The organism is Variovorax sp. P2_H12, from assembly GCF_056403395.1.
The window spans coordinates 16,845-35,857 of the sequence record NZ_JBFUFO010000025.1 but is presented as its reverse complement, the minus strand read 5'-3'; the positions used below and the strand labels follow the sequence as shown (position 1 = coordinate 35,857).

Annotated in this window: 18 protein-coding genes and 1 tRNA gene; 3 read left to right on the top strand and 16 right to left on the bottom strand. The window is 69.1% G+C overall.

The genetic code is table 11. The features are described from left to right. Positions 1-25 precede the first annotated feature (25 nt). Positions 26-709: a TetR/AcrR family transcriptional regulator gene (locus AC1DYK_RS19150; RefSeq protein ID WP_478167740.1), complete on the top strand. Its 684-nt coding sequence runs from the start codon at positions 26-28 to the stop codon at positions 707-709. 101 nt (positions 710-810) lie between these two features. On the opposite strand, the gene AC1DYK_RS19145 is transcribed toward AC1DYK_RS19150, so the two are convergent. The 5 genes from AC1DYK_RS19145 to AC1DYK_RS19125 all read right to left on the bottom strand — a co-directional run bounded on the left by AC1DYK_RS19145 (position 811) and on the right by AC1DYK_RS19125 (position 5,936). Next, a tRNA-Gly gene (locus AC1DYK_RS19145) sits at positions 811-886 on the bottom strand. A gap of 11 nt (positions 887-897) precedes the next feature. Next, entirely contained in the window at positions 898-2,214 is a 1,317-nt protein-coding gene (locus tag AC1DYK_RS19140) for an ABC transporter ATP-binding protein (RefSeq protein ID WP_478167739.1), read from the bottom strand. Between the two features lie 23 nt (positions 2,215-2,237). Continuing rightward, positions 2,238-3,965, bottom strand: coding sequence for an ABC transporter permease (locus tag AC1DYK_RS19135; protein ID WP_478167738.1), 1,728 nt, complete (start codon positions 3,963-3,965; stop codon positions 2,238-2,240). Positions 3,966-4,140: 175 nt separating this feature from the next. Then, complete coding sequence (locus tag AC1DYK_RS19130; protein WP_478167737.1) at positions 4,141-4,734, bottom strand: carboxymuconolactone decarboxylase family protein; 594 nt, start codon at positions 4,732-4,734, stop codon at positions 4,141-4,143. Positions 4,735-4,748: 14 nt separating this feature from the next. Continuing rightward, entirely contained in the window at positions 4,749-5,936 is a 1,188-nt protein-coding gene (locus AC1DYK_RS19125; RefSeq protein WP_478167736.1) for a YbfB/YjiJ family MFS transporter, read from the bottom strand. 66 nt (positions 5,937-6,002) lie between these two features. Here AC1DYK_RS19125 and AC1DYK_RS19120 point away from each other — a divergent pair, with 66 nt between their 5' ends. Further along, positions 6,003-6,866: a LysR family transcriptional regulator gene (locus AC1DYK_RS19120; protein WP_478167735.1), complete on the top strand. Its 864-nt coding sequence runs from the start codon at positions 6,003-6,005 to the stop codon at positions 6,864-6,866. Between the two features lie 13 nt (positions 6,867-6,879). Here AC1DYK_RS19120 and AC1DYK_RS19115 read toward each other — a convergent pair whose 3' ends face one another. The 9 genes from AC1DYK_RS19115 to AC1DYK_RS19075 all read right to left on the bottom strand — a co-directional run bounded on the left by AC1DYK_RS19115 (position 6,880) and on the right by AC1DYK_RS19075 (position 17,251). Next, positions 6,880-8,085 carry a DUF2252 domain-containing protein gene (locus tag AC1DYK_RS19115; protein ID WP_478167734.1) on the bottom strand — a complete coding sequence of 402 codons (1,206 nt, stop codon included), beginning with the start codon at positions 8,083-8,085 and terminating at the stop codon, positions 6,880-6,882. A 96-nt stretch (positions 8,086-8,181) separates the two neighbouring features. Then, positions 8,182-9,393, bottom strand: a complete 1,212-nt coding sequence (locus AC1DYK_RS19110; RefSeq protein ID WP_478167733.1) for a DUF1501 domain-containing protein — start codon at positions 9,391-9,393, stop codon at positions 8,182-8,184. Between the two features lie 13 nt (positions 9,394-9,406). Further along, positions 9,407-10,969, bottom strand: coding sequence for a DUF1800 domain-containing protein (locus AC1DYK_RS19105; protein WP_478167732.1), 1,563 nt, complete (start codon positions 10,967-10,969; stop codon positions 9,407-9,409). An 83-nt stretch (positions 10,970-11,052) separates the two neighbouring features. After that, the gene (locus AC1DYK_RS19100; RefSeq protein WP_478167731.1) at positions 11,053-11,727 is read right to left on the bottom strand and encodes a DsbA family oxidoreductase; all 675 of its coding nucleotides are present in this window, start codon (positions 11,725-11,727) and stop codon (positions 11,053-11,055) included. Positions 11,728-11,815: 88 nt separating this feature from the next. Continuing rightward, on the bottom strand, positions 11,816-13,024 hold the full coding sequence (locus AC1DYK_RS19095) for a multidrug effflux MFS transporter (RefSeq protein ID WP_478167730.1): 1,209 nt from the start codon (positions 13,022-13,024) through the stop codon (positions 11,816-11,818). A gap of 57 nt (positions 13,025-13,081) precedes the next feature. Further along, entirely contained in the window at positions 13,082-13,915 is an 834-nt protein-coding gene (locus tag AC1DYK_RS19090; protein WP_478167729.1) for a shikimate dehydrogenase family protein, read from the bottom strand. Continuing rightward, positions 13,912-14,799 (bottom strand): sugar phosphate isomerase/epimerase family protein, encoded by an 888-nt coding sequence (locus tag AC1DYK_RS19085; protein WP_478167728.1) that lies wholly within the window; start codon positions 14,797-14,799, stop codon positions 13,912-13,914. Before AC1DYK_RS19085 ends, AC1DYK_RS19090 begins: the two co-directional genes overlap by 4 nt. A 36-nt stretch (positions 14,800-14,835) precedes the next feature. Continuing rightward, a complete protein-coding gene (locus AC1DYK_RS19080; protein ID WP_478167727.1) occupies positions 14,836-15,759 on the bottom strand; it encodes a shikimate dehydrogenase family protein in 924 nt (307 codons plus the stop codon). A gap of 82 nt (positions 15,760-15,841) precedes the next feature. Further along, positions 15,842-17,251 carry an MFS transporter gene (locus AC1DYK_RS19075; protein WP_478167726.1) on the bottom strand — a complete coding sequence of 470 codons (1,410 nt, stop codon included), beginning with the start codon at positions 17,249-17,251 and terminating at the stop codon, positions 15,842-15,844. A 156-nt stretch (positions 17,252-17,407) separates the two neighbouring features. Between AC1DYK_RS19075 and AC1DYK_RS19070 the strand changes: the two genes are divergently transcribed. Further along, positions 17,408-18,187: an IclR family transcriptional regulator domain-containing protein gene (locus AC1DYK_RS19070; RefSeq protein ID WP_478167725.1), complete on the top strand. Its 780-nt coding sequence runs from the start codon at positions 17,408-17,410 to the stop codon at positions 18,185-18,187. A 69-nt stretch (positions 18,188-18,256) separates the two neighbouring features. Here the strand turns inward: AC1DYK_RS19070 and AC1DYK_RS19065 are convergent, their stop codons facing one another. After that, positions 18,257-18,670 carry a putative toxin-antitoxin system toxin component, PIN family gene (locus tag AC1DYK_RS19065; protein ID WP_478167947.1) on the bottom strand — a complete coding sequence of 138 codons (414 nt, stop codon included), beginning with the start codon at positions 18,668-18,670 and terminating at the stop codon, positions 18,257-18,259. Between the two features lie 14 nt (positions 18,671-18,684). Next, positions 18,685-18,984, bottom strand: a complete 300-nt coding sequence (locus AC1DYK_RS19060; protein ID WP_478167724.1) for an AbrB/MazE/SpoVT family DNA-binding domain-containing protein — start codon at positions 18,982-18,984, stop codon at positions 18,685-18,687. Positions 18,985-19,013 lie beyond the last annotated feature (29 nt).

Genomic DNA, 19,013 nt, shown 5'->3' with positions numbered 1-19,013 from the left:
CGGGGGTCGACCCCCTTGCCAAAAAATGTACCGCCGCACATCCACCAGCGGGTTCGGAAAGCAGCAGGAGGCCGCCGCGCCCCGCTCCAAGCCGCTGAAACGCCCGACGCAGGCCCGCGGCAAGTTCACCGTGCAGGCCATCTACGACGCATTTGTTCGGATATGGAATGCCGAGGGCTGGGACGGCGTGACGACCCGCGCCGTGGCCCTCGAAACCGGCATTGCCGTCGGCACGCTGTACGACTACTTTCCGGACAAGGAGGCGCTGCTCTCGGGCTACGTGCGCCATTGCATCGAGGCCTTGCTGCGGCGGCTCGACACCGACGTCGTCGCACCGCCGGCCACGGAACTGCCGGCGCGGGAGCGCGTGAAGCGGCTGGTCCGGATCACGTGCGACACCCGGCTCGAAGGGCTGCCGGCCTTCGACCGCGGCATGCTGCAGCTGGAGCACCGCGTGGCCGAGCCCAAGCACCATCAACGGGTGTATGACGAACTGGCGATCCGGTGGCGCGAGGCCTTCGCGGCCTGCACCGACCTGCCGCGGCCACCGCCGCCGGCGACGATCCAGGCCTTGCTGACCGCGGCCTGGGGCGGACGGCGCTATCGCCTTCTGCTGCGGCCCGATCCACCGGACGACGCCGGCTGGGTCGCCGAGATGGAGGCGATCGTGCTGCACCGCATCGCGCTGGCGCAGCCCAAGCAGGGTTGACGACGTCGTCGACGTCTTGCCCATGCATCGCCCAAGCAAAAGGCCACCCGGAGGTGGCCTTTTTGTCTGCGTGCTTCGCGTCGAGCACCAGATTCGATATCTGGAGCGGGAGAAGAGTCTCGAACTCTCGACCTCAACCTTGGCAAGGTTGCGCTCTACCAACTGAGCTACTCCCGCGAAGCCTCTGATTATAGGGTATTTTTCTCGACTTCTTCTCCGGCCGGCAAATGAATGAGCCCGGTGCGCAAATCGAACTCGAACACCTCGCCATAGCGCCCCCATTCGATCGCGGTCCGCAGCACGCGCTCGGCGGTCGGCCGGTCCAGGCTTTCCTCGAGCAGATCGAGGAAGGGTTCCTGCGGCAACTCACCCGCCGGTGCCTGCTCCAGGCTGTGGCGGATGTGCGCCGCGAGCGGTACGTGCGCCAGCAACTGCTGGCCCAGCAGTTGTTGGCGCAGCGTGTGCGCGCCGGCCACATAGCGGCGGCCCAGTTCCGTGAGATGCAGGTCGGCATCCGCCAGCTGCGCGAAGCCCAGCATCGACAGGGCCTGCGCCAGCGGCAGCAGGTCGTGGTCGGTGAGCTCGGCCTCCTCCGCGAGCTGCGGCAGATCGGCTCGCCCTTCGCGGCCTTCATCCACCAGCATCTCGAGCAAGGCCTCCATGCGGCCGATGTCGGCATCGGGCAGGCGATCGCCCAGATGCATGCGCACCGGCTCCTCGGGCGCGCGGCCGGCCATCGGCGCGCCGGCGGTCATCAGCGCGTAGGCCTCGTCGATCAGCGCCCTCACCTCCAAGCTGTCGGCATCGCGCGGCCGCGCAAGCCGGATCGGCAGCTCCGCGCGCACGCGCCCCGGGTCGGCCGCGAAGATCAGCACGCGGTCGGCCATCAGCACCGCTTCCTCGATGTTGTGCGAGACGACCAGCATCGCCTTGGTCGGCATCGCGCCGCCGCCCCAGAGCCGCAGGATGTCGTCGCGCAGCCGCTCGCCGGTCAGCACGTCCAGCGCCGAAAAGGCTTCGTCCATCAACAGGACCTCGGGCTCCACCACCAGCGCCCGCGCGATGCCCACGCGCTGCCGCATGCCGCCCGACAGCTCGCGCGGCAAGGCGCCCTCGAAACCCGCGAGGCCGATCAGCTCGATCGCGGCATTCGCGCGCCGGGCCCGCTCGGCCGGCGCCACGCCGCGCGCCTCCAGCCCCAGCTCGACGTTCTGCTGCACCGTGAGCCAGGGAAAGAGCGCGAAGGACTGGAACACCATCGCGATGCCGCGCGCCGGCCCGTAGAGCGGCTGGCCGCGGTAGCGCACGCTGCCGGTGTCGACGCCGATCAGGCCCGCAAGGATGCGCAGCAGCGTCGACTTGCCCGAGCCCGACTGGCCCAGCAGCGCCACGATCTCGCCTTCGGCCAGGCGGAAGTCGACGCCTTCGAGCACCGAACGCGCGGCGCCGTCGGCCGAACGAAACGACTTACCCACACCCTTCAATTCGACGATGGCTTCGGCCATGGGCCCTCCTCGCGCGTTCATCATCAAAAGTGCATCCTGTTCTCGGCCAGCTCGTAGAGGCGACGCCACACGAAGTGGTTCATGCCCATGACGAACACGCACATCACGCCGATGCCCAGCGCGATGCGCGGAAAATCGCCGATGGCCGTCATGTGGGCGATGTAGCTGCCCAGGCCCGCGGCCTGCAGCGTGGTGTCGCCCCAGGTCACGTACTCGGCCACGATGCTCGCGTTCCAGGAGCCGCCGCTGGCCGTGATGGCCCCTGTGACGAAACTCGGGAACACGGCCGGCAGCAGGTAGCGCCGCCAGCGCAGCCACCCGCCGAGCCCGAGGTTGCTCGCTGCGTAGCGCAATTCGGTCGGCACGGTCGACGCGCCGGCGATCACGTTGAAGAGCAGGTACCACTGCGTGCCCAGCACCATCAGCGGCGCCAGCCAGATGTTCGGGTTGAGCTGCCAGCGCACGATGAACAGCACCGCCACCGGGAACATCAGGTTGGCCGGGAACGCCGCCATGAACTGCGCCACACCCTGCAGCCGCCCGGCCCAGCGCGGGTTCATGCCGATCCAGATGCCGATCGGCACCCAGACCAGCGCGGCCAGCGCGATCAGCACGACCACGCGGATCATGGTGTAGAGGCCCAGCACGAACACGTGTCGGACCTCGGACCAGCCGACCTCGGTGTGGATGAAGCGCACCAGCCACACCACGGCGAGCAGCACCGCGGCCGCGAGTGCGGCGTCCCACGCGCGCGCCAGGGCCGGGTTCGGCGAGCGTGGCCGGGCCTTGATCGAGGTGCCGTCATGGTCGCGCCGGAACAGCACCAGCGAGCGCTCGAGCAGCCGTGCCGCGCCGATCATGGCCCGCTTGATGCGCTCGGTGCGGCGCAGCCAGGTGAGCAGCCAGGAGCGCGGCGCGTCCTCGCTGCTGCCCTCCTCGAAGCGGAACTTGTCGGCCCAGGCGATCAAGGGGCGGAAGAACAACTGGTCGTAGAGCGTGATGCCGATCAGCATGCCGCCGATCGCCCAGCCGATGGCGCCGAGGTCGCGCGCCTGGATCGCCATTGCGATGTAGGAGCCCACGCCGGGCAGCATGATGCTCTGGTTGGAGACCGAGATCGCCTCGGAGGCGACCACGAAGAACCAGCCGCCGGACATCGACATCATCATGTTCCACAGCAGCCCGGGCATCGCGAACGGCAACTCGAGCCGCCAGAAGCGATGCCAGGCCGAGAGCTGGAACACCGATGCCGCTTCGCGCAATTCGGAAGGCACGGTACGCAGCGACTGGTAGAGGCTGAACGCCATGTTCCAGGCCTGCGAGGTGAAGATGGCGAAGATCGCGGCGCACTCGACGCCGAGCAGGTTGCCCGGGAACAGCGCGATGAAGCCGGTCACCGTGATCGACAGGAAGCCCAGGATCGGGATCGACTGCAGGATGTCGAGCATCGGCACCAGCACCTTCTCGGCGGCGCGGTAGCGCGTCGCCAGCACCGCGAAGACACAGCTGAACACCAGCGACGCCGCGAGCGCCAGGAACATGCGCAGCGTGGTGCGCAGCAGGTAATACGGCAGCATCCACGGATCGAGGCTGATCGGCAGCGGCTGGCCGAGCTCGTAGGGCCGCGCCATCTGGGCGCCGCCGAAGGCCAGCGCGAACAGCGCCGCCAGCACCAGCGGGAGCAGCGCCCAGTCCCATCGGTTTCCGCCGGACACGACGGCCTGGCGCGGGAAGAAGCGTTTGTCGAGCATGGGCGGAAGCGTTGGGTTCGATGCACGGACCCGGTCCGCAGCGCGGGCGCCATTGTGCCTCTCCAACCCGACTCAGGCCTGACTCACTCGCCCCCACGCTCCGTCACTTCGTGTACTCGCTGCCCCCCAAGGGGGCCGCAGCCCGCCTTGGGGCGGCCCGGCGCCGGGCTGTGTGCTACAGCGGAAAAGCGTCGAGTCCGCGCTGCCCCTCGGCCCCCTGCACCGGCGTGTGGGCCACGTTCATGATCCAGCAGACCATCGTGAAGTAGCCCACCAGGGCGCTGAGCTCGACCACCGTCGCCTTGCCGAAGCGCGCCTCGGCCGCCGCATAGGTCGGCTCGCTGACGCCGTGGTGCTGCAGCAGTTCGAGGGCGAAGTCGAGCGCGAGCTGCTCGTCCGGCGCCAGCGGCTGGGCCCGGCGTCCGAGCCGCAGGGCCTCGATCGCCTCGGCGTTGACTCCGGCCTTGACCGCGGCCGTCGCATGCAGGACCCATTCGAACTGGTTGCCCACGTGGCGCGCGACCGCGCAGGTCACCAGCTCGCGCACGCGGGCGTCCAGCGCACTGTCGAAGCGCAGGTACTCGCCGAGGCTGCCGATGCGTTCCATCAGCACCGGGCTCTGCAGCAGCGGAACGAAGGGGCCGAAGACGGCCTTGCGAGGCCCGTCGATCAGGGCCTGGGCGGCGGCGCGCTGCGCGTGCGTCATCGCATCGGCGGCGGGCATCGGGAGGCGTTCGGCCCAGGGATGGGTATGGCCTTGCTGGAACATGGTGGGTCTTTCAGTTAGTTCAGGTCGGTTTTTACCAGCCACGTCGCGCTGGCCAGCAAGGCCACCGCGCCGACGGCCAGCGCAACGAACAAGCCGTCGAAACCCTGCGAATTCGCGCTCAGGGTCGAGGACAGCATCGGCCCGGCCATCTGGCCGATCGCGAAGGCAGCCGTCATGCGGCCGAGCGCGCGCGTCGGGTCGCCGACGGTGCGCGCCCTGGCCTCCTGCATGCCGGCCATGGTGGCGACCATGAAGGTGCCGCCCACCAGCAGCGCGGCCGCCAGCACGGTGATCGCCGACAGATGCAGCAGCGGCAGCAGGCAACCGGCGGCCATGAGCACATGGCTGCCGGCCAGCATCCGCCGCCGGGACATGCGGCCCAGCACGATGCTCGCGAACAGGGTGGACGCGGCGGCGGCAGCGCCGAATACCGGCCAGGCGGCACCGAACACCGAGGGGTCGTCGACCACGGCGCGCGCCAGGACCGGCAGGAAGGTGGCCGGCAGGATGTAGCCGAAGCCGAGGGCGCCATAGCAGATCACGAGGCCCCATGGGGTGCCCGCGGCGCTTGACGACGCGGCTTCGGCCGTCGATCCCGGTGCCGCGGCGGCGCCGGCCGCCGCCTCGCGCGGCATCAGCAGCGCGACGACGAGCAGCCCCGCCAATGCGAGCGCACCGAGCTGCAGCCAGAGCGCATCGGCCGCGACGCCGGCGGCACCGGCGCGCCAGCAATGAAGGCCGGCGAGCGCGATGCCCACGCCGACGCCCGCATAGAGCAGCCCCGCCCCGGACGGCCGCTCGAAGCGCGCGAGCCAGGCCAGGCACCAGACGCTGGTACTCACCAGCGCCCAGGCGCTCGCCGCGCCGGCGACGAAGCGCAGCACCAGCCAGGCCGGCAACGACGCCGTCAAGCCCATGGCGGCCGTCGACAGGACGATCGCCGAGAGCGCCACGAGCCCGATGCGCTGCGGCGTCAACGGGATGCGCACAGTCGTCAGTGCGCCGAGCAGGTAGCCCGCATAGTTGGCCGCGGCGAGCCAGCCGCCATCCGCCACATCGACGCTGCCGGCGCGAATCATCAGGGGCAGCATCGGCGTGAAGGCGAAGCGCCCGATGCCCATCGCGACGGCCAGTGCGAGCAGACCCGCGATGCAGGTGGCGACAAAGGAGGGCCGGGCCAAGGCGATGGAAGGGTTCGACATGGGTCCCGATTGGACGCAGAATCCACTCACGGCACAAATGAATTATTCAGAACATCCATTCTTCAAATGAGAACGATCGATCTCGACTCCCTGGAGATCTTCCGCACCGTCGTCGCCGAGGGCGGCGTGATCCGCGCGGCCGACAAGCTCCATCGCGTGCAGTCGAATGTCACGACGCGCATCCAGCAGCTCGAAGGCCGGCTGGGCCAGAAGCTGTTCCATCGCCAGGGCCGCACGCTCGCGCTGGCGCCCGCCGGCGCCAAGCTGCTGCCCTACGCCGAGCGCCTGCTGCGCCTGGCCGACGAAGCCGAGAGCGAATTGCGCAGCGCAATGCCGATCGGCACCTTCAGGCTCGGCTCGCTCGAAAGCACGGCGGGCAGCCGGCTCGCGCCGCTGCTGTCGCGCTTCCACAAGCTCTATCCCGGCGTCGTGGTCGAGCTGGTCACGGGGACCACGGGCGCACTGCTCAAGCGGGTGAACGCCTTCGAGGTCGAGGCCGCGTTCGTGTCCCAGCCCTTCTCGGCCCCGGGGCTCGAGACGATGGCAGTCTTCGAGGAAGAACTGGTGCTGGTCACGGCGCGCAGCGTGGCCTCGGTCACCGGGCCCGGCGACCTGGCCAACGCCACGCTGATCGCGTTCGCGCAGGGCTGCTCCTATCGGCGGCTGCTCGAGCAATGGCTCGGCAAGGGCGGCGCGGCGCCCTCGCGTTCGCTCGAATTCTCTTCCTACCAGGCAATGATCGCCTGCGTGGCGGCGGGCACGGGCTTCGCCATCGTTCCGGTGTCGGTGCTCAAGGCGCTGCGCGCGACTGCCGATGTTCGCCAGCATGCGCTGCCGGAGCGCATCCGCATCAATCGCACGCATCTCGTGTGGCACGGCACGCCGTCGGTGGCGCTGGCGCGGTTGATCGAGATGCTGGGCAAGCCCTGACGGACGATCGATCTCAACCCGCGAAAGCCCCCGCATCGTAGGCGGCGCAGAACACCTTCCAGTCGCCGTCGACCTCGGCCGCACAATGGCGCGCGACCTCCATGAGCTGGCGGCGCCATTTGCGGCCCTGTGCGAAATCGATCAGCTCGTCGGCGTCGGCCGAACCGCCGCGCCCGCTGCTGCGCAACTGCGCCCATGCCAGGCACTGCGCCATCACGGTCACCAGGTGTTCCAGCCGCGCCTGCGGATGCCGGATGCCTGTGCCGGCGAGCGCCACCCGGTCTTCGCTGGGCTGCAGGGCGCGCAGCACATAGGGAATCCCGCCCATGTGCACCGGATGCAGGAAGGCCATTGCGATCGCCTGCATCCGCTGCTGCACCGTCACCACGCGCTGCGCGTCGTCGGTCCAGGCCGGCTGCCGCAGGGGCACGCGCGGCAACGGCGATGCGGGCAGGGCCTGCTTCAGATCGAGCAGGTAGTTGCCGTCGGGCGAGCCCTTGCCGTGCACCAGAACGATGTAGCGATCCACGCCCAGGCTGCCGTTCCCGGCGATCCGGCGCGCCACGTCCAGCACCTCGAAGAAGCGCGGCACCGGTTGCCGCACGGCGAAGTCGGCAACGAAAGTCTTCACCGTTGCATGCTGCTGCGGCGTAGCGGCCAGGGCCTTGCGTCCGTCGATGCGGATCCGGCGGCGACGGCCTTGCAGCACGGTGCGGGTGTCGAGAAAGGTGGACCGGCTGCGCTGGCGCACCGCCTGCAGCAGGTCGCTGACCGGCGGCATGGCGGTCTCGCGCTCGACCCATCGCGGCTTGCCGTCGACCAGCGTGCGCGCATAGACGTCCAGGAACAAATCGCACAGGTGCGGCGGCACGGCCGGGTCGCGATGCAGCGAGTTGCCCGCGACCAGGATGCTGGCCAGGCCGCGCACCGGATCCCACGTGAGCGGCGCCAGCAGCGCCTCGTCGAAGTCGTTGAGGTCGAAGTACACCTGCCGGTTGTCGCCCTTGTAGCTGCCGAAGTTCTCCAGGTGCAGGTCGCCGCAGGCCCAGGCCGCCGGCGCCTTGCGCATCACCGGCTCCAGCGGCAGACGGGCGTAGAAAAGGTGGCAGGTGGCACGCAGAAACACGAAAGGATCGCTGCGCATGTGGCGGTACTTGAGCGCCAGACGTTCGGGCTCGCGGTCCGCATTGAAGTTGCGAATCTGCTTGACGATGTTCATGGCGCACCTCGGCTGCACCGAGGCCGGCGCACATCGGCAACATCCTAAGCGCACCGGTCGACCGGCAGGGCGCACGGGTCAGCGTCCGGTCAGGCCCTAGACCAGGCCGAGATCCTTCGCCGCCACGCCCCCGAACACCCGATCGAGCTGGGCCGGCGCGAGCCCGTACATGCGCGCGAACAAGCCGCCGAACACCGCGCGGTATTCGTTGAGCACCGGGTAGTCGCGGTTCTGGAAAAGACGCGGTTGCGAGACCTCCACCTGCTCCCCGACGATCCGCCCGCCGGCCTGCGCGGCCAGTCCGCCGCCGAGCACCCAGTAGACGGTTCCGTGCCCATGGTCGGTGCCGCGGTTGCCGTTCTCGCGGAAGGTGCGGCCGAACTCGCTGATGACCACCACCACGGTGTCGCGCCAGGCGTCATCGCCCATTTCGGTGGCGAAGCCCGCCAAGCCGCGGCCCAGTTCCTCGAGCCGGTTCGCGAGGTAGCCGGTGGCACCGCCCTGCCCCACGTGCGTGTCCCAGCCGCCGACGTCGACGAAGCCCAGATCGAAGCGCTCGCGCATCAGCCGCGCCATGCGACGGGCCGTGAGTTCGAAGCCCTTGGCGGTCATCGCGTTGCGGCTCGCGGCGTCCATCTCGGCCTGCACCGCGCGCCGCACCTCGTCGCGCACTTCGAAGCCTTCTCTCACCGGCTGCGCGAGGGCGGTGTTGCGGTACATCGCCTGGATCACCTGGCTCTGGCGCTCGTCGATGCCCTGTCGGGCGACGGCAGTCAGCGCCATGTTGGCGGCCTTGGCCTCGCCGCGCAGCGAGAGCGGCAACCGGTCGGTGAAGGCGATCGGCGCCACCTCGGTCAGCGGACCGGCGCCGAGCACGAGCGCCAGCCGATTGAGGAAGCCCGAGCGGTAGTCGCGGCGCTGGTCGAGCGCCTGGCCCAGTTCGATCGAATCCTGGGTCTCGAAGTGGCTGCGCGTGAGGTCGTCGATGCCCGCGAACGGGAGGAAGGCGAGCTGCTTCCTTTGGACCATCGGCATCAGGCTCGCGGCCAGCGCCGGATGCAGGCCCCAGTGGGCGTCGAGGGCCAGCGCGCCATGGGGCTCGCCAGGCCGCGCGATGGCGATGTTGGGGCGCGCGGCGTAGTAGAAGTCGCTCGCGGTCGGCACCAGCACATTGGCGCAGTCGTAGGCACCGCGCAAGAACACCACCAGCAGCTTCGCGCCGCCGGCCGCCGGCGCGGCGAGCAGCCGGCCGGCCGCGCCGGCGAGCGGCGCGGCAGCCAGGAGTCTGACGAGGTCACGGCGCTGCATGGACGGTCCTTCTTCAACGGTGCATGAGTTCGGGCGAAGCCAGCAGGAAAGTGTTCCAGTCCTGCGGCGACCTAGCCTGGGCCAACGCGTCGCGCGTGTCGGCCCCGAAGCCCGGCAGGCTGGCGCGCACGGCGCGCGAATCGGCCAGTTGCGGAAACGTGGGTTGCTCCAGCGCGGCGCCGTCGCCGGTTCGGAACAGCACCGCGCCGTTGCTGCCGATGGCGCGCGCGATCTCGAAGCGCGTGCTCATCTGGCCCGCGCTGGCCCAGGCATCCTGCGTCAGCGGATAGCCGTCAGGCGTCTCGTGGCCATAGAGCGGCTCGCCCATGCGATTCATCCAGCCGAGCATCGGATTCACATTGCTGACCACGCGAGCGTCGTAGGCCAGCCGCACGCCGGCGATCACGTAGTGCACCGGGTCGCGGAACTTGTGGCCGAGCGAGGCCGAGAACTCGGGCGATTCGAACATCGTCTGCAGCGTCGCGGCGATATCGCCGTCGGTGCGGCCGAAGGTGTCGGCCATGAGCGCCACCAGCGCCGGCGACGGTTCGTCGGCGACGAAATAGACCGCCAACTTGCCCGAGATGAAGCGTGCCGTGGCGGGCGAACGCGCCAGCCGGTCGAGCGCCTCGTCGACCTCGGCCAGGCCGTGCTGCGTCATGGGCAGCCCCAGGAAGGTCTTGGCACCGTAGTCGTGCCGGTTCGGATTGAACTCGAACAGACCCTGCTGCACGTAGTCGCCGCGCAAGGCCGGCCGGACGGCGGGCGGCGGCGCATCGGGCGCGCGCACCCGGACGCCGACGCCGGTCAGTACCCGGGCGAGCTCCTGAACGTCGGCCTGCGAATAGCCGCTGCCGACGCCCAGCGTGTGAAGTTCCATCAGCTCGCGCGCATAGTTCTCGTTGATGCGGTTGGCCGCGTTCTGGGCGTTGTCCAGATAGCGCAGCATCGCAGGGTGGCGCAGCGTGGCGCCGAGCAGGTCACGGAACTTGCCGAGCGCATGCGGCCGGATCGCCGTCTCCTCGTAATCGCCGATCAGCGCGCGCAAGTTGTTCTTGCGCGCATCGACGTTGAAGTGGTTGACCCAGAACCAGGTCATCTGCTCCTGCAGCTGGTTCGGCGAATAGAGCGCACGCAGCACGAAGCGCTGGCGCGCCTCCTGCGCAAGCTGCGTGAGCTGCTGCTGGTAGGCCTTTCGCGCTTCCTTCTTCTGCGCTTCGTCAGCCAGGACATCGGCGGCGCGCCGCTGCGCATCGAGCGTCACGACCAGCTGCTCGACCGGCGCAAGGGAGATCGCCATGGCGTCGATCCGAGCCTGCGCCTCGGCCGGCAGCACCGCCGGCGGCGGATGCAGCTGCTTTTGCAACCATGCGGGCAAGCCCTCGTGCGCCAGCTGCTGGGCGCTGCTTGCGGTGGCACCCCAGCTCACGCGGTCCAGCCAGCGCAGCTGCGTGGCTTCATCGGGGGCAGACACCTTGGGCGGCGGACCCCAGCCCTTCGGTGCCGCGCAAGAACCCAGCAACACGGCGCCCACCAGCAGGAGCGCGGATGCGGCGGCGGATCGGTAGGTCGTCATCCAGGCTCCTTGCCTTCGATTGGGTGAGGCTGTCCCCCTCAACCGCCCGGCCCGCCCGGCGGTTGACGTACTTTACTTCTGTCTCAGGCGAGGGACGTCGCAGCCGGCGCCGCACCGGCGATCTGCCGCAGCGCACGCTCGAAGACCTCGACCGGCTGGCCGCCCGAGATCAGGTGCTTGTTGTCGATGATGATGGCCGGCACCGAATGGATGCCCGCGTCGGTGTACATGCGCTCGCGTTCGCGGGTTTCGGCGGCGTATTCGTCGCTCGCGAGGATGGCGCGCGCGCGCTGCGCATCGAGCCCGGATTGGGTCGCCAGCCGCACCAGTACCTCGGGGTCGGAAGGATTCTCGCCGTCCGTGTGGCAGGCCTTGAGCAGCGCCTTCTTGAGCGCCGCCTGCTTCGCCAGGTCTTCCAGCTCGGCCCAGTGCAGCAGCCGGTGCGCATCGAAGGTGTTGTAGACGCGCGAGCGCCCGTTTTCGCTGAAGCCGAATCCCACCTCGGCACCGCGCGCGCGGATCGCGGCGCGGGCCTGCGCCTGTTGCTCGCGGGTCGAGCCGTACTTCTGGTTCAGGTGCTCGAAGGCGTCCTGGCCTTCGGGCGGCATCTGCGGATTGAGTTCGAAAGGCTGGAAGTGCAGTTCGGCCGTGACGTCGGGCGCCACGTTCTTCAGCGCGGCTTCGAGGGCGCCGAGGCCGACGGCGCACCAGGGGCAGGTGACGTCGGAGACGAAATCGATCTTGAGGCGGGAGGTCATGGTGGAGGGTCTGAAGGGAATGAGGCAGCACCGGATGATGGGGGTCGGCAGCGCATCTTTCAACCGCGCCGCCCCGATTCCCCCCTAGTCATGGTGTTGCCTTTCCTGGATGGGACGGCGGCAGGCGCGGCAGCCAGACGAACGCGATCAGCACCAGCGCGACGCCGGCCAGCGCCATCGGCAGCACCATCGGCCAGGCGCCGTGGCTGAATTCGGGGTCGACGAAACCGGCCGCGATCTGCCCGAGGGTGAACGCGACCGCCATCATCGCAAAACCCGACCACGACACCGCGCGACCGGCCAGATGCGGCAGGTCGCCGACCGCACCGGCCTGGCCGCAGGGTTGGTGGATGCCATGGCCGACACAATAGACCGCATGGCCCAGCAGCAGCGGCCAGGCCGACATCGGCGCCAGCCAGCAACCCAGCGCCTGCACCAGCGGCCCGGCCAGGCTCAGCAGCGAGCCGAGTTGCACCGCGCGCACCGCACCCCTGCGCTTGAGCAGGCGGCGGCACAGCGTGGTGCTGAAGATGTAGACCAGCGAGCCACCGGCCGGAATCCAGCCGTACCAGGCCGGCGAGAGCCCGAGATAGCTGATGTAGACCATCGGCGACAGCAGCAGGAAGCAGAACAGCCCGCCGTAGGTGGCCGCGGCCAGAGAGGCCCAGGCCCTGAAGCTGCGACTCGCGAAGACCTCGCGCACACTGCCTGGCGGCGCCGACGGGTCGGACGCGCGGACCCGGGTTTCGTCGAAGCCGCGCAGGCACAGCAGCCACAGCACCAGCGCGTAGGCGGCCATGCCGGCCAGCACCCAGCGCCAGCCCGCCGACTGCACCGCGTAGGCGCCCAGCACGGGTGCGAGCAACCCCACCACGCCGAGCCCGGTCAGGCCGCGCGCCATGACGTGCGGGCCTTCGTGCGCGGGATAGAGATCGCGCACCGCAGCCCGGGCACAGACCAGGATGGCGGCCATCGAGAACCCCTGCAGCGCCCGGCAGGCCACCAGCATCGGGATGCCGCTCGCGAGCGCACAGCCCAGGGCGGCCAGCGCATAGCAGGCAAGGCCGGTCAGCAGCACGGGGCGGCGCCCGAAACGGTCCGACAGCGGACCGCACGGCAGTTGCCCCAGGCCGAAGGCGAGCACGAACACCGTGAGGCTGGCGCTGGCCGACCCCAGTTCGCGCGCGATGGCGGGCAGTGCCGGCAAATAGCTGTCGGTGGCGACCGGCTGCGCGGCCAGCAGCAAGGGCAGCAGCAGCACGAACGGGATGCCGCGGCGCGCGGCAACCCCGCTCACTGGGGCGCGCCCGGGTGGGTGAGGAATCCTTCGAAGAGGCTCATGAGGAGAGTTCGATCAGTAGGCCAGCGTCGCCACGGCCCGCAGGTCCTCCGGCGTGGCGGTGCCGAAACCGAAGAATTCCAGATAGGCCGGGATCATCTCGAACAGCATGTCGGTGCCGACCTGCACCGCGCATCCCTTGTCGCGCACTGCGCGCAGCAGCGGCGTGTATTCGCTCTTCATCACCACCTCGCCGACGAAGGTGGACGGCGCGATGCGCTCGACGTCGAAGGGCAGCGGATCGCCCTCCTTCATACCGAGCGGCGTCGCATTGACCACCAGGTCGTGGCCGGCCGGGTCGTTGGAGCCGGTGGCCACGGCGAGCCGGGGATAGTGCGCGCGCAGGCGCCCCGCGAGCGCCTCCGACGATGCGGCGCTGGTGTCGTAGAGCGACATCTCGGCCACGCCGGCCGCGGCCAGCGAGGCCGCGATCGCAGACCCGACGCCGCCGCTGCCCGACACCAGCACCCGCGCGCCTTCGAGCGCACGGCCCTTGCGCTGGACGCCGCGCACGAAGCCGGCGCCGTCGAACTGGTCGCCCAGCAGCGTGCCGTCGGGGCGCTTGAGGATCGCATTGCAGGCGCCGGCGATCTTCGCGGTCGGCGTCGCCTCATCGACCAGCGACAGGGTCGTGATCTTGTGCGGCATGGTGACCAGGGCGCCGCGGATGTTCGTCAGCTTGAACAGCGACGCCAGCACGCCCGCGTAGTCCCCGGCCTGGACGCCCATCGGCATCACAACGGCGTCGATGCCCTGCTGGTCGAACCAGGGGTTGTAGATCATCGGGGCCTTGAAGCCCTCGGTCGGGTAGCCCAGGTGGGCGATCAGGGTGGTCTTGCCGGAAATCATGGGGAGGTTGTCCTTGGAAAGGCCGGCGCGTCGCCGGCCACATGCGATTCGCTGATCCAGCGCGCGCTCTTCATCGCGCGCTGGCCGACCACCATCGGATCGGAATTGACGTAGTCGTCGTTGAACACCTCGAAGGTGTAGTGGCCGCGGTAGCCCTTGTCCTCGAGCAGTTGCACGAGGTCGCGCACGTCGTGCAGGCCTTCGCCCGGGAACAGGCGCTGGTGGCGCGCCAGCTCGATCATGTCGGCCTGGCGGTCGCTGTACTCGAAGAAGTAGTCGGCCAGCTGCACGAGGAATATCTTCTCGATCGGCACCTCGGCGAGCTGCGCCAGGGTCTCGGGGGTGTCGTCGCCATGCACCGACATGTGAAAGAAGTCGAGGTTGAGGCCGACATTCTCGCGGTCGCAGCGGCGCACGATGTCCCAGGCCTGGTGCCAGCGGTTCACATGGCGCCCCCAGGAGAGCGCCTCGTAGCAGATGCGGATGCCCATCGGCGTGGCCAGCGTGGCGAGCGTGCGCAGGTCCTCGGCGGCGCGCTCGGGATCGTCGATCGCGAGCGGCGAGGTGGTCGAGCAGCACAGCAGCAGGTCGCTGCCGACCAGCGCCATCTGGCGCAGTTGCTCGCGCGCCATCTCGAGCCGGTGCGGGCGCATGGCGTCGGGCGCGCATTCGAAGTCGCGCAGCGGCTGGAAGTCCGTGACCTTGAGGCCGCTGTGCCTGACCAGGTGCGCCGCCTTGTCGACGCCGGCCGGATGGTTGATCAGGTCGCGCGCCCACAGCTCCACGCCCGCGAAGCCGGCCGCCTTCATGCACTCGAGCTTGTGGCCGAGTTCGCCGCCCATGGTGACGGTGTTGAAGCCGAAGCGGTCGAGGGCGATGGCCATGGGAAGTCCGAAAGTATGGAATGAAAGAGCCGGCGCTCAGGCCACGCTCGCGGACTGGTAGCGCAAGGGATTGCGGATCTCGTCGGCCATCGCCGCGGGGTAGATCAGCTCGCGCAGGAAATCGGCGTCCTTGCGCAGCGCGTCGGCGGCATCGCGGTGGCCGAAGAAATCGAAGTAGTGCGGCATCTGCTGCACCAGCATCTCGAAACCGGCCTGCGCATGGAGGCCGCGCGCGCGCGCGGCGCGCACCAGCGGCGTGGGCTGGTTGCGCAGCAGGATGTCGAACAGCGCCGCGTGCGGTTCCATGCGCGCCACGTCGACCGGCAGCGCATCGTCGGGCTTCAGCCCGAGCGAGGTGGCGTTGATCACCAGGTCGTAACCGGCCGGGTCGCTGCTGTCGACCGCGACCGTGTTGGCGTCGAAGAAAGCGTCGAGCTGGGCCGCGACGCCGGCCGCCTTGCCGGCCACGATGTCGTGGAAGGCAATGTGCTCGGCGCCGTTGACCGTGCCGCCTTCGGCCAGCGCGACGCCGATCGCCGCCGCGCTGACGCCGGCGCCGAGGATCAGCACCCGCTTGCCACGGTACGGGATGTTGCAGCGGTCGAGCGCGCCCAGCAGGCCCTCGCCGTCGAACAGGTCGCCCTCGAGCTCGCCGTTGTCGATGCGGCGCACCACGTTGACCGAGCCTGCCACGCGGCCGAACAAGCCGCAGCCGTCGAGCAGGTCGACCAGCAGCGGCTTGTGCGGCGGCGCGATCGCCATGCCGCGCACGTTCTTGGCGAGGAACGCGGCCTTGACGAACACCGCGAAGTCGCGCTTGGCCACCTGCACCGGAACCATCACGGCATCGATGCCGAAACGCTCGAACGCCGCATTGAACATGCGGGGCAAGCGCACGTTCGTGACCGGGTCTCCGGGGAGCAGGTAGACGGAAGTGCTGCCGACGATGGAAGGGAACATGGCTCTGGATCCTCGCTTCGGATGACTCGACTATCGCGCGATTCCGCAGAAGCGTCATCGCTGCACAGAGGCTCTTGGGCCGTCAGGCTACCGCCCTCGCGATCTTCGCATCCGCCAGCGTCTTGGCGCGCATCCGCTCGTAGTCGGGCTTCGGGACCGGCACGGCATCGGGATTGCCCAGGTCGTTCATGTGGATCCGGTAGGTCTCCCGCGCGCTCAGCACCGCCAGCGCCGAGATGACCGTGATGCCGAAGGTGAGCGCGCCGATGGTCAGCGGGATGTTGGCCGAGCCGGGAGGCGCCACGGCGACGAACAGCGCGGGCAGCAAGGCGGTGACGGTGGTGCCGAGGTTCTGCGAGATGGCCATCGCCGAGCAGCGGGTGCGGGTCGGAAACAGCTCCGGGTAGAAGCTCGGGAAGACCGCGTTGTAGCCTTGGTAGACCACGCCCCACATCAGCAGCGACATGCCGATCGCCAGCGGCACATTGTGGATGCTGATGGCGTAGAGATAGCCGAAGGACAGCAGGCCCGCGCCGAGGGCGCCGATCACGATCGGCGGCTTGCGCCCGACCTTGTCCGACAGGTTGCCGACGAAGGGAATCACGATCACGGCCAGGATGTTGCCGAGCACCGGGATCCACAGGTAGACGTCCTTCTGGAAGCCGATGCCGTAGGCCGGCTGCACCGCATAGGCGGCGCCGAACACTGTCGCCACCACCGGGATCACGTTCATCAGCGCCGCGCAGATCACGCGCAGCATGTCGCGCCAGCTGTTCGTGATGGCCTGGATGATGGGCGCCTTCGGCAGCGCGTGCTGCTTGTCGACCTCGGCGAAGGCGGGCGTCTCGTCGACCTCGCGGCGGATGATGTAGCCGGCCACGATCACGATGAAGCTCAGCAGGAACGGGATGCGCCAGCCCCACGACAGGAAGGCGTCTTCGGGCATGAAATGCGCGAGCGGCAGGAACACGGCGGCGGCCATGATCTGGCCGGCCTGCACGCCCTGCAGGCTGAAGCTGGCAAAGAAGCCGCGGCGGCCGAAGGGCGCGTGCTCGAGGATCATGGAGCTGGCGCCGGCGATCTCGCCAGCGACCGCGAAGCCCTGGATCAGGCGCAGCACCACCAGCAGCGCCGGCGCCAACAGGCCGACCTGGCTGTAGGTCGGCAGCAGCCCGACTGCGATGGTCGAGAAGCCCATCAGGAACATGCACATCAGCAGCACGTTCTTGCGGCCGCGCGTGTCGCCCCAATGGCCGAGCACGAAGGCGCCGATCGGCCGCGCCACGTAGCCGACGCCGTAGGTCGCCAGCGAGGCAATGATCGCCATCCGCGGATTGCCCGCGGGGAAGAAGATCTGCGGGAAGATCAGCGACGCTGCCGTCGCGTAGATGAAGAAGTCGTAGTACTCCAGCGCCGAGCCGATCCAGCCGCTGGCCGCGGCCTTTCTCGACTGGTGCCTGCCTTGCGGCTCGTGGTCCTTGGGATTGCTCATTTGTCTCTCCTGTGGGTAGGGTTCAGCAGTGGTGGCGGTGCAGGCCGCAACTGTGAGCCGCCTCAGGGTTCTCCACAACGCCGCAAACGCACGTCGCGAGCGATCATTGATCGCATCCGATCATTCTTCGCACGAAAACCGGGTTTTCCCCAGCCGATGCCGCCTGACACCTCCCCTGTTCCGATCGACCGCAAGCTCCTCATCGAAGGCCTCGGAAAGGGCCTGCGCGTGATCGAGGCCTTCGCGGACGACCGCCCTCGCCTGACGGCCACCGAAGCCGGCGAGCGCGCCGCGCTGACCCGCACCGCGGCGCGCCGCTACCTGCTAAGCCTGGTGCACTACGGCTACGCCGCCACCGACGGCAAGTACTACTGGCTGCTGCCGCGCGTGCTGCGGCTCGGCCAGGCCTTCATGGAGGGCGCACGGGTGCCGCGCATCGCCCAGCCCTTCATCCAGCGGGCCTCGATGCAGTGCGGCGAGACCTTGAACGTCGGCACGCTGGACGGGCACGAGGTGGTGTATCTGTCGCGCAGCAACTCGCCGCGGGTGGTGTCGATCGGCTTCCATCCCGGCGCGCGGGTGCCGGCGCACGTGGTGTCGCAGGGCCTGGCGATCCTGTCGACCTACGACGATGCCCGGCTGGACGCCTGGCTCGCGGCGCACGACTTCGCGAGCTTCACCGGCTTCACGGTGGTCGATCCGGTCGCCTTCCGCGACAACGTGCTGACGGCCCGCCGGCTCGGCTACTGGCATGCCGACCAGTACCTCAACTTCGGGCTCTGCGGCCTCGCCCTGCCGCTGAAGGACCGCAAGGGCCAGTGCCAGTACGCGCTGAGCGTGACCGTGCAGCGGCAGATGTACCCGGACGATCAGATGGTCGGCAAGCTGCTGCCGGTACTGCGCGAGGTGGCGGAAGCGCTGCGGCCGATCATTTGAACACCCCCGAAGCGCCTGCGGCGCTGCTCAACGCGCGGGCCTCAGTCCTCGAGGGACTGAGCAGGGGCTTCAGGCCGGGTCGAAGCCCGCAAGAAAGGCCTCGATCGAGACGATGTCGAACGAGGCCGAGCCGGCCAGCACGAGCAGGTCGCGATCGCCTGTCACGAGCGTGGCGCGGCCCGCGGCGGCCAATTGCAGGAACGGCAGGTCGAACGGATCGCGACACTCGGGCACCGTTGGAAGTGGTTCAGGCAGCGACTGCACGTGCGTGAATGGAAGGTAGTCTCCCAGCAACTCCTCCCGCTCCGGGAGCGTCAGCCGGAACTTGGGGTAGGCCAGCACGCGCAGCAATTCGCCGACGGTGGCCGTGCTGACCAGAGGAACGCACACACCCTCCTGCCACAAGCGCCGCAGCCGACCCGTGACCGGACCACCGAATAGCAAGGCCGATACCACCACATTGGTGTCGATCACCACCCGCATCGACGCCACGCCAGTCAGGCCTTGGGCTTGCGCTTAGAGGTGCTCGTGCGGTACGCGGCTTCGGGTTCGGCAGCCACCGAGACGGGCTGCCCTGCAGTCTGCCGGGCCCACTCGACCGCGCCCTGCACATCCGCGCTCGTGAGTCCGAGCGCTGCCAGCTTGGCGCGAACGGCATCGCCGCGCTGGATGCGCACCGGCGTCAGCACGATCTGGCCGTCTCGCAACTGAACGTCGAAATACTCCGCGGGCCCGAGTTGATCCGTGACGCTGCGCGGCAGCGTGAGTTGGTTCTTGGACGTCATCTTGGCGAGCATGGGAAATTCCTCAAGTAAGGAATCCTTAC

Excerpts from the sequence above, each read along its gene's own strand:
- AC1DYK_RS19150 (WP_478167740.1), top strand. The coding sequence starts at position 26 with ATGTACCGCCGCACATCCACCAGCGGGTTCGGAAAGCAGCAGGAGGCC.
- AC1DYK_RS19125 (WP_478167736.1), bottom strand. The coding sequence starts at position 5,936 with ATGTCGAACCCTTCCATCGCCTTGGCCCGGCCCTCCTTTGTCGCCACC.
- AC1DYK_RS19105 (WP_478167732.1), bottom strand. The coding sequence starts at position 10,969 with ATGACGACCTACCGATCCGCCGCCGCATCCGCGCTCCTGCTGGTGGGC.
- AC1DYK_RS19130 (WP_478167737.1), bottom strand. The coding sequence starts at position 4,734 with ATGTTCCAGCAAGGCCATACCCATCCCTGGGCCGAACGCCTCCCGATG.
- AC1DYK_RS19060 (WP_478167724.1), bottom strand. The coding sequence starts at position 18,984 with ATGCTCGCCAAGATGACGTCCAAGAACCAACTCACGCTGCCGCGCAGC.
- AC1DYK_RS19115 (WP_478167734.1), bottom strand. The coding sequence starts at position 8,085 with ATGAACATCGTCAAGCAGATTCGCAACTTCAATGCGGACCGCGAGCCC.
- AC1DYK_RS19085 (WP_478167728.1), bottom strand. The coding sequence starts at position 14,799 with ATGGCCATCGCCCTCGACCGCTTCGGCTTCAACACCGTCACCATGGGC.
- AC1DYK_RS19070 (WP_478167725.1), top strand. The coding sequence starts at position 17,408 with ATGCCGCCTGACACCTCCCCTGTTCCGATCGACCGCAAGCTCCTCATC.
- AC1DYK_RS19080 (WP_478167727.1), bottom strand. The coding sequence starts at position 15,759 with ATGTTCCCTTCCATCGTCGGCAGCACTTCCGTCTACCTGCTCCCCGGA.
- AC1DYK_RS19065 (WP_478167947.1), bottom strand. The coding sequence starts at position 18,670 with ATGCGGGTGGTGATCGACACCAATGTGGTGGTATCGGCCTTGCTATTC.
- AC1DYK_RS19120 (WP_478167735.1), top strand. The coding sequence starts at position 6,003 with ATGAGAACGATCGATCTCGACTCCCTGGAGATCTTCCGCACCGTCGTC.
- AC1DYK_RS19110 (WP_478167733.1), bottom strand. The coding sequence starts at position 9,393 with ATGCAGCGCCGTGACCTCGTCAGACTCCTGGCTGCCGCGCCGCTCGCC.
- AC1DYK_RS19140 (WP_478167739.1), bottom strand. The coding sequence starts at position 2,214 with ATGGCCGAAGCCATCGTCGAATTGAAGGGTGTGGGTAAGTCGTTTCGT.
- AC1DYK_RS19075 (WP_478167726.1), bottom strand. The coding sequence starts at position 17,251 with ATGAGCAATCCCAAGGACCACGAGCCGCAAGGCAGGCACCAGTCGAGA.
- AC1DYK_RS19135 (WP_478167738.1), bottom strand. The coding sequence starts at position 3,965 with ATGCTCGACAAACGCTTCTTCCCGCGCCAGGCCGTCGTGTCCGGCGGA.
- AC1DYK_RS19100 (WP_478167731.1), bottom strand. The coding sequence starts at position 11,727 with ATGACCTCCCGCCTCAAGATCGATTTCGTCTCCGACGTCACCTGCCCC.
- AC1DYK_RS19090 (WP_478167729.1), bottom strand. The coding sequence starts at position 13,915 with ATGATTTCCGGCAAGACCACCCTGATCGCCCACCTGGGCTACCCGACC.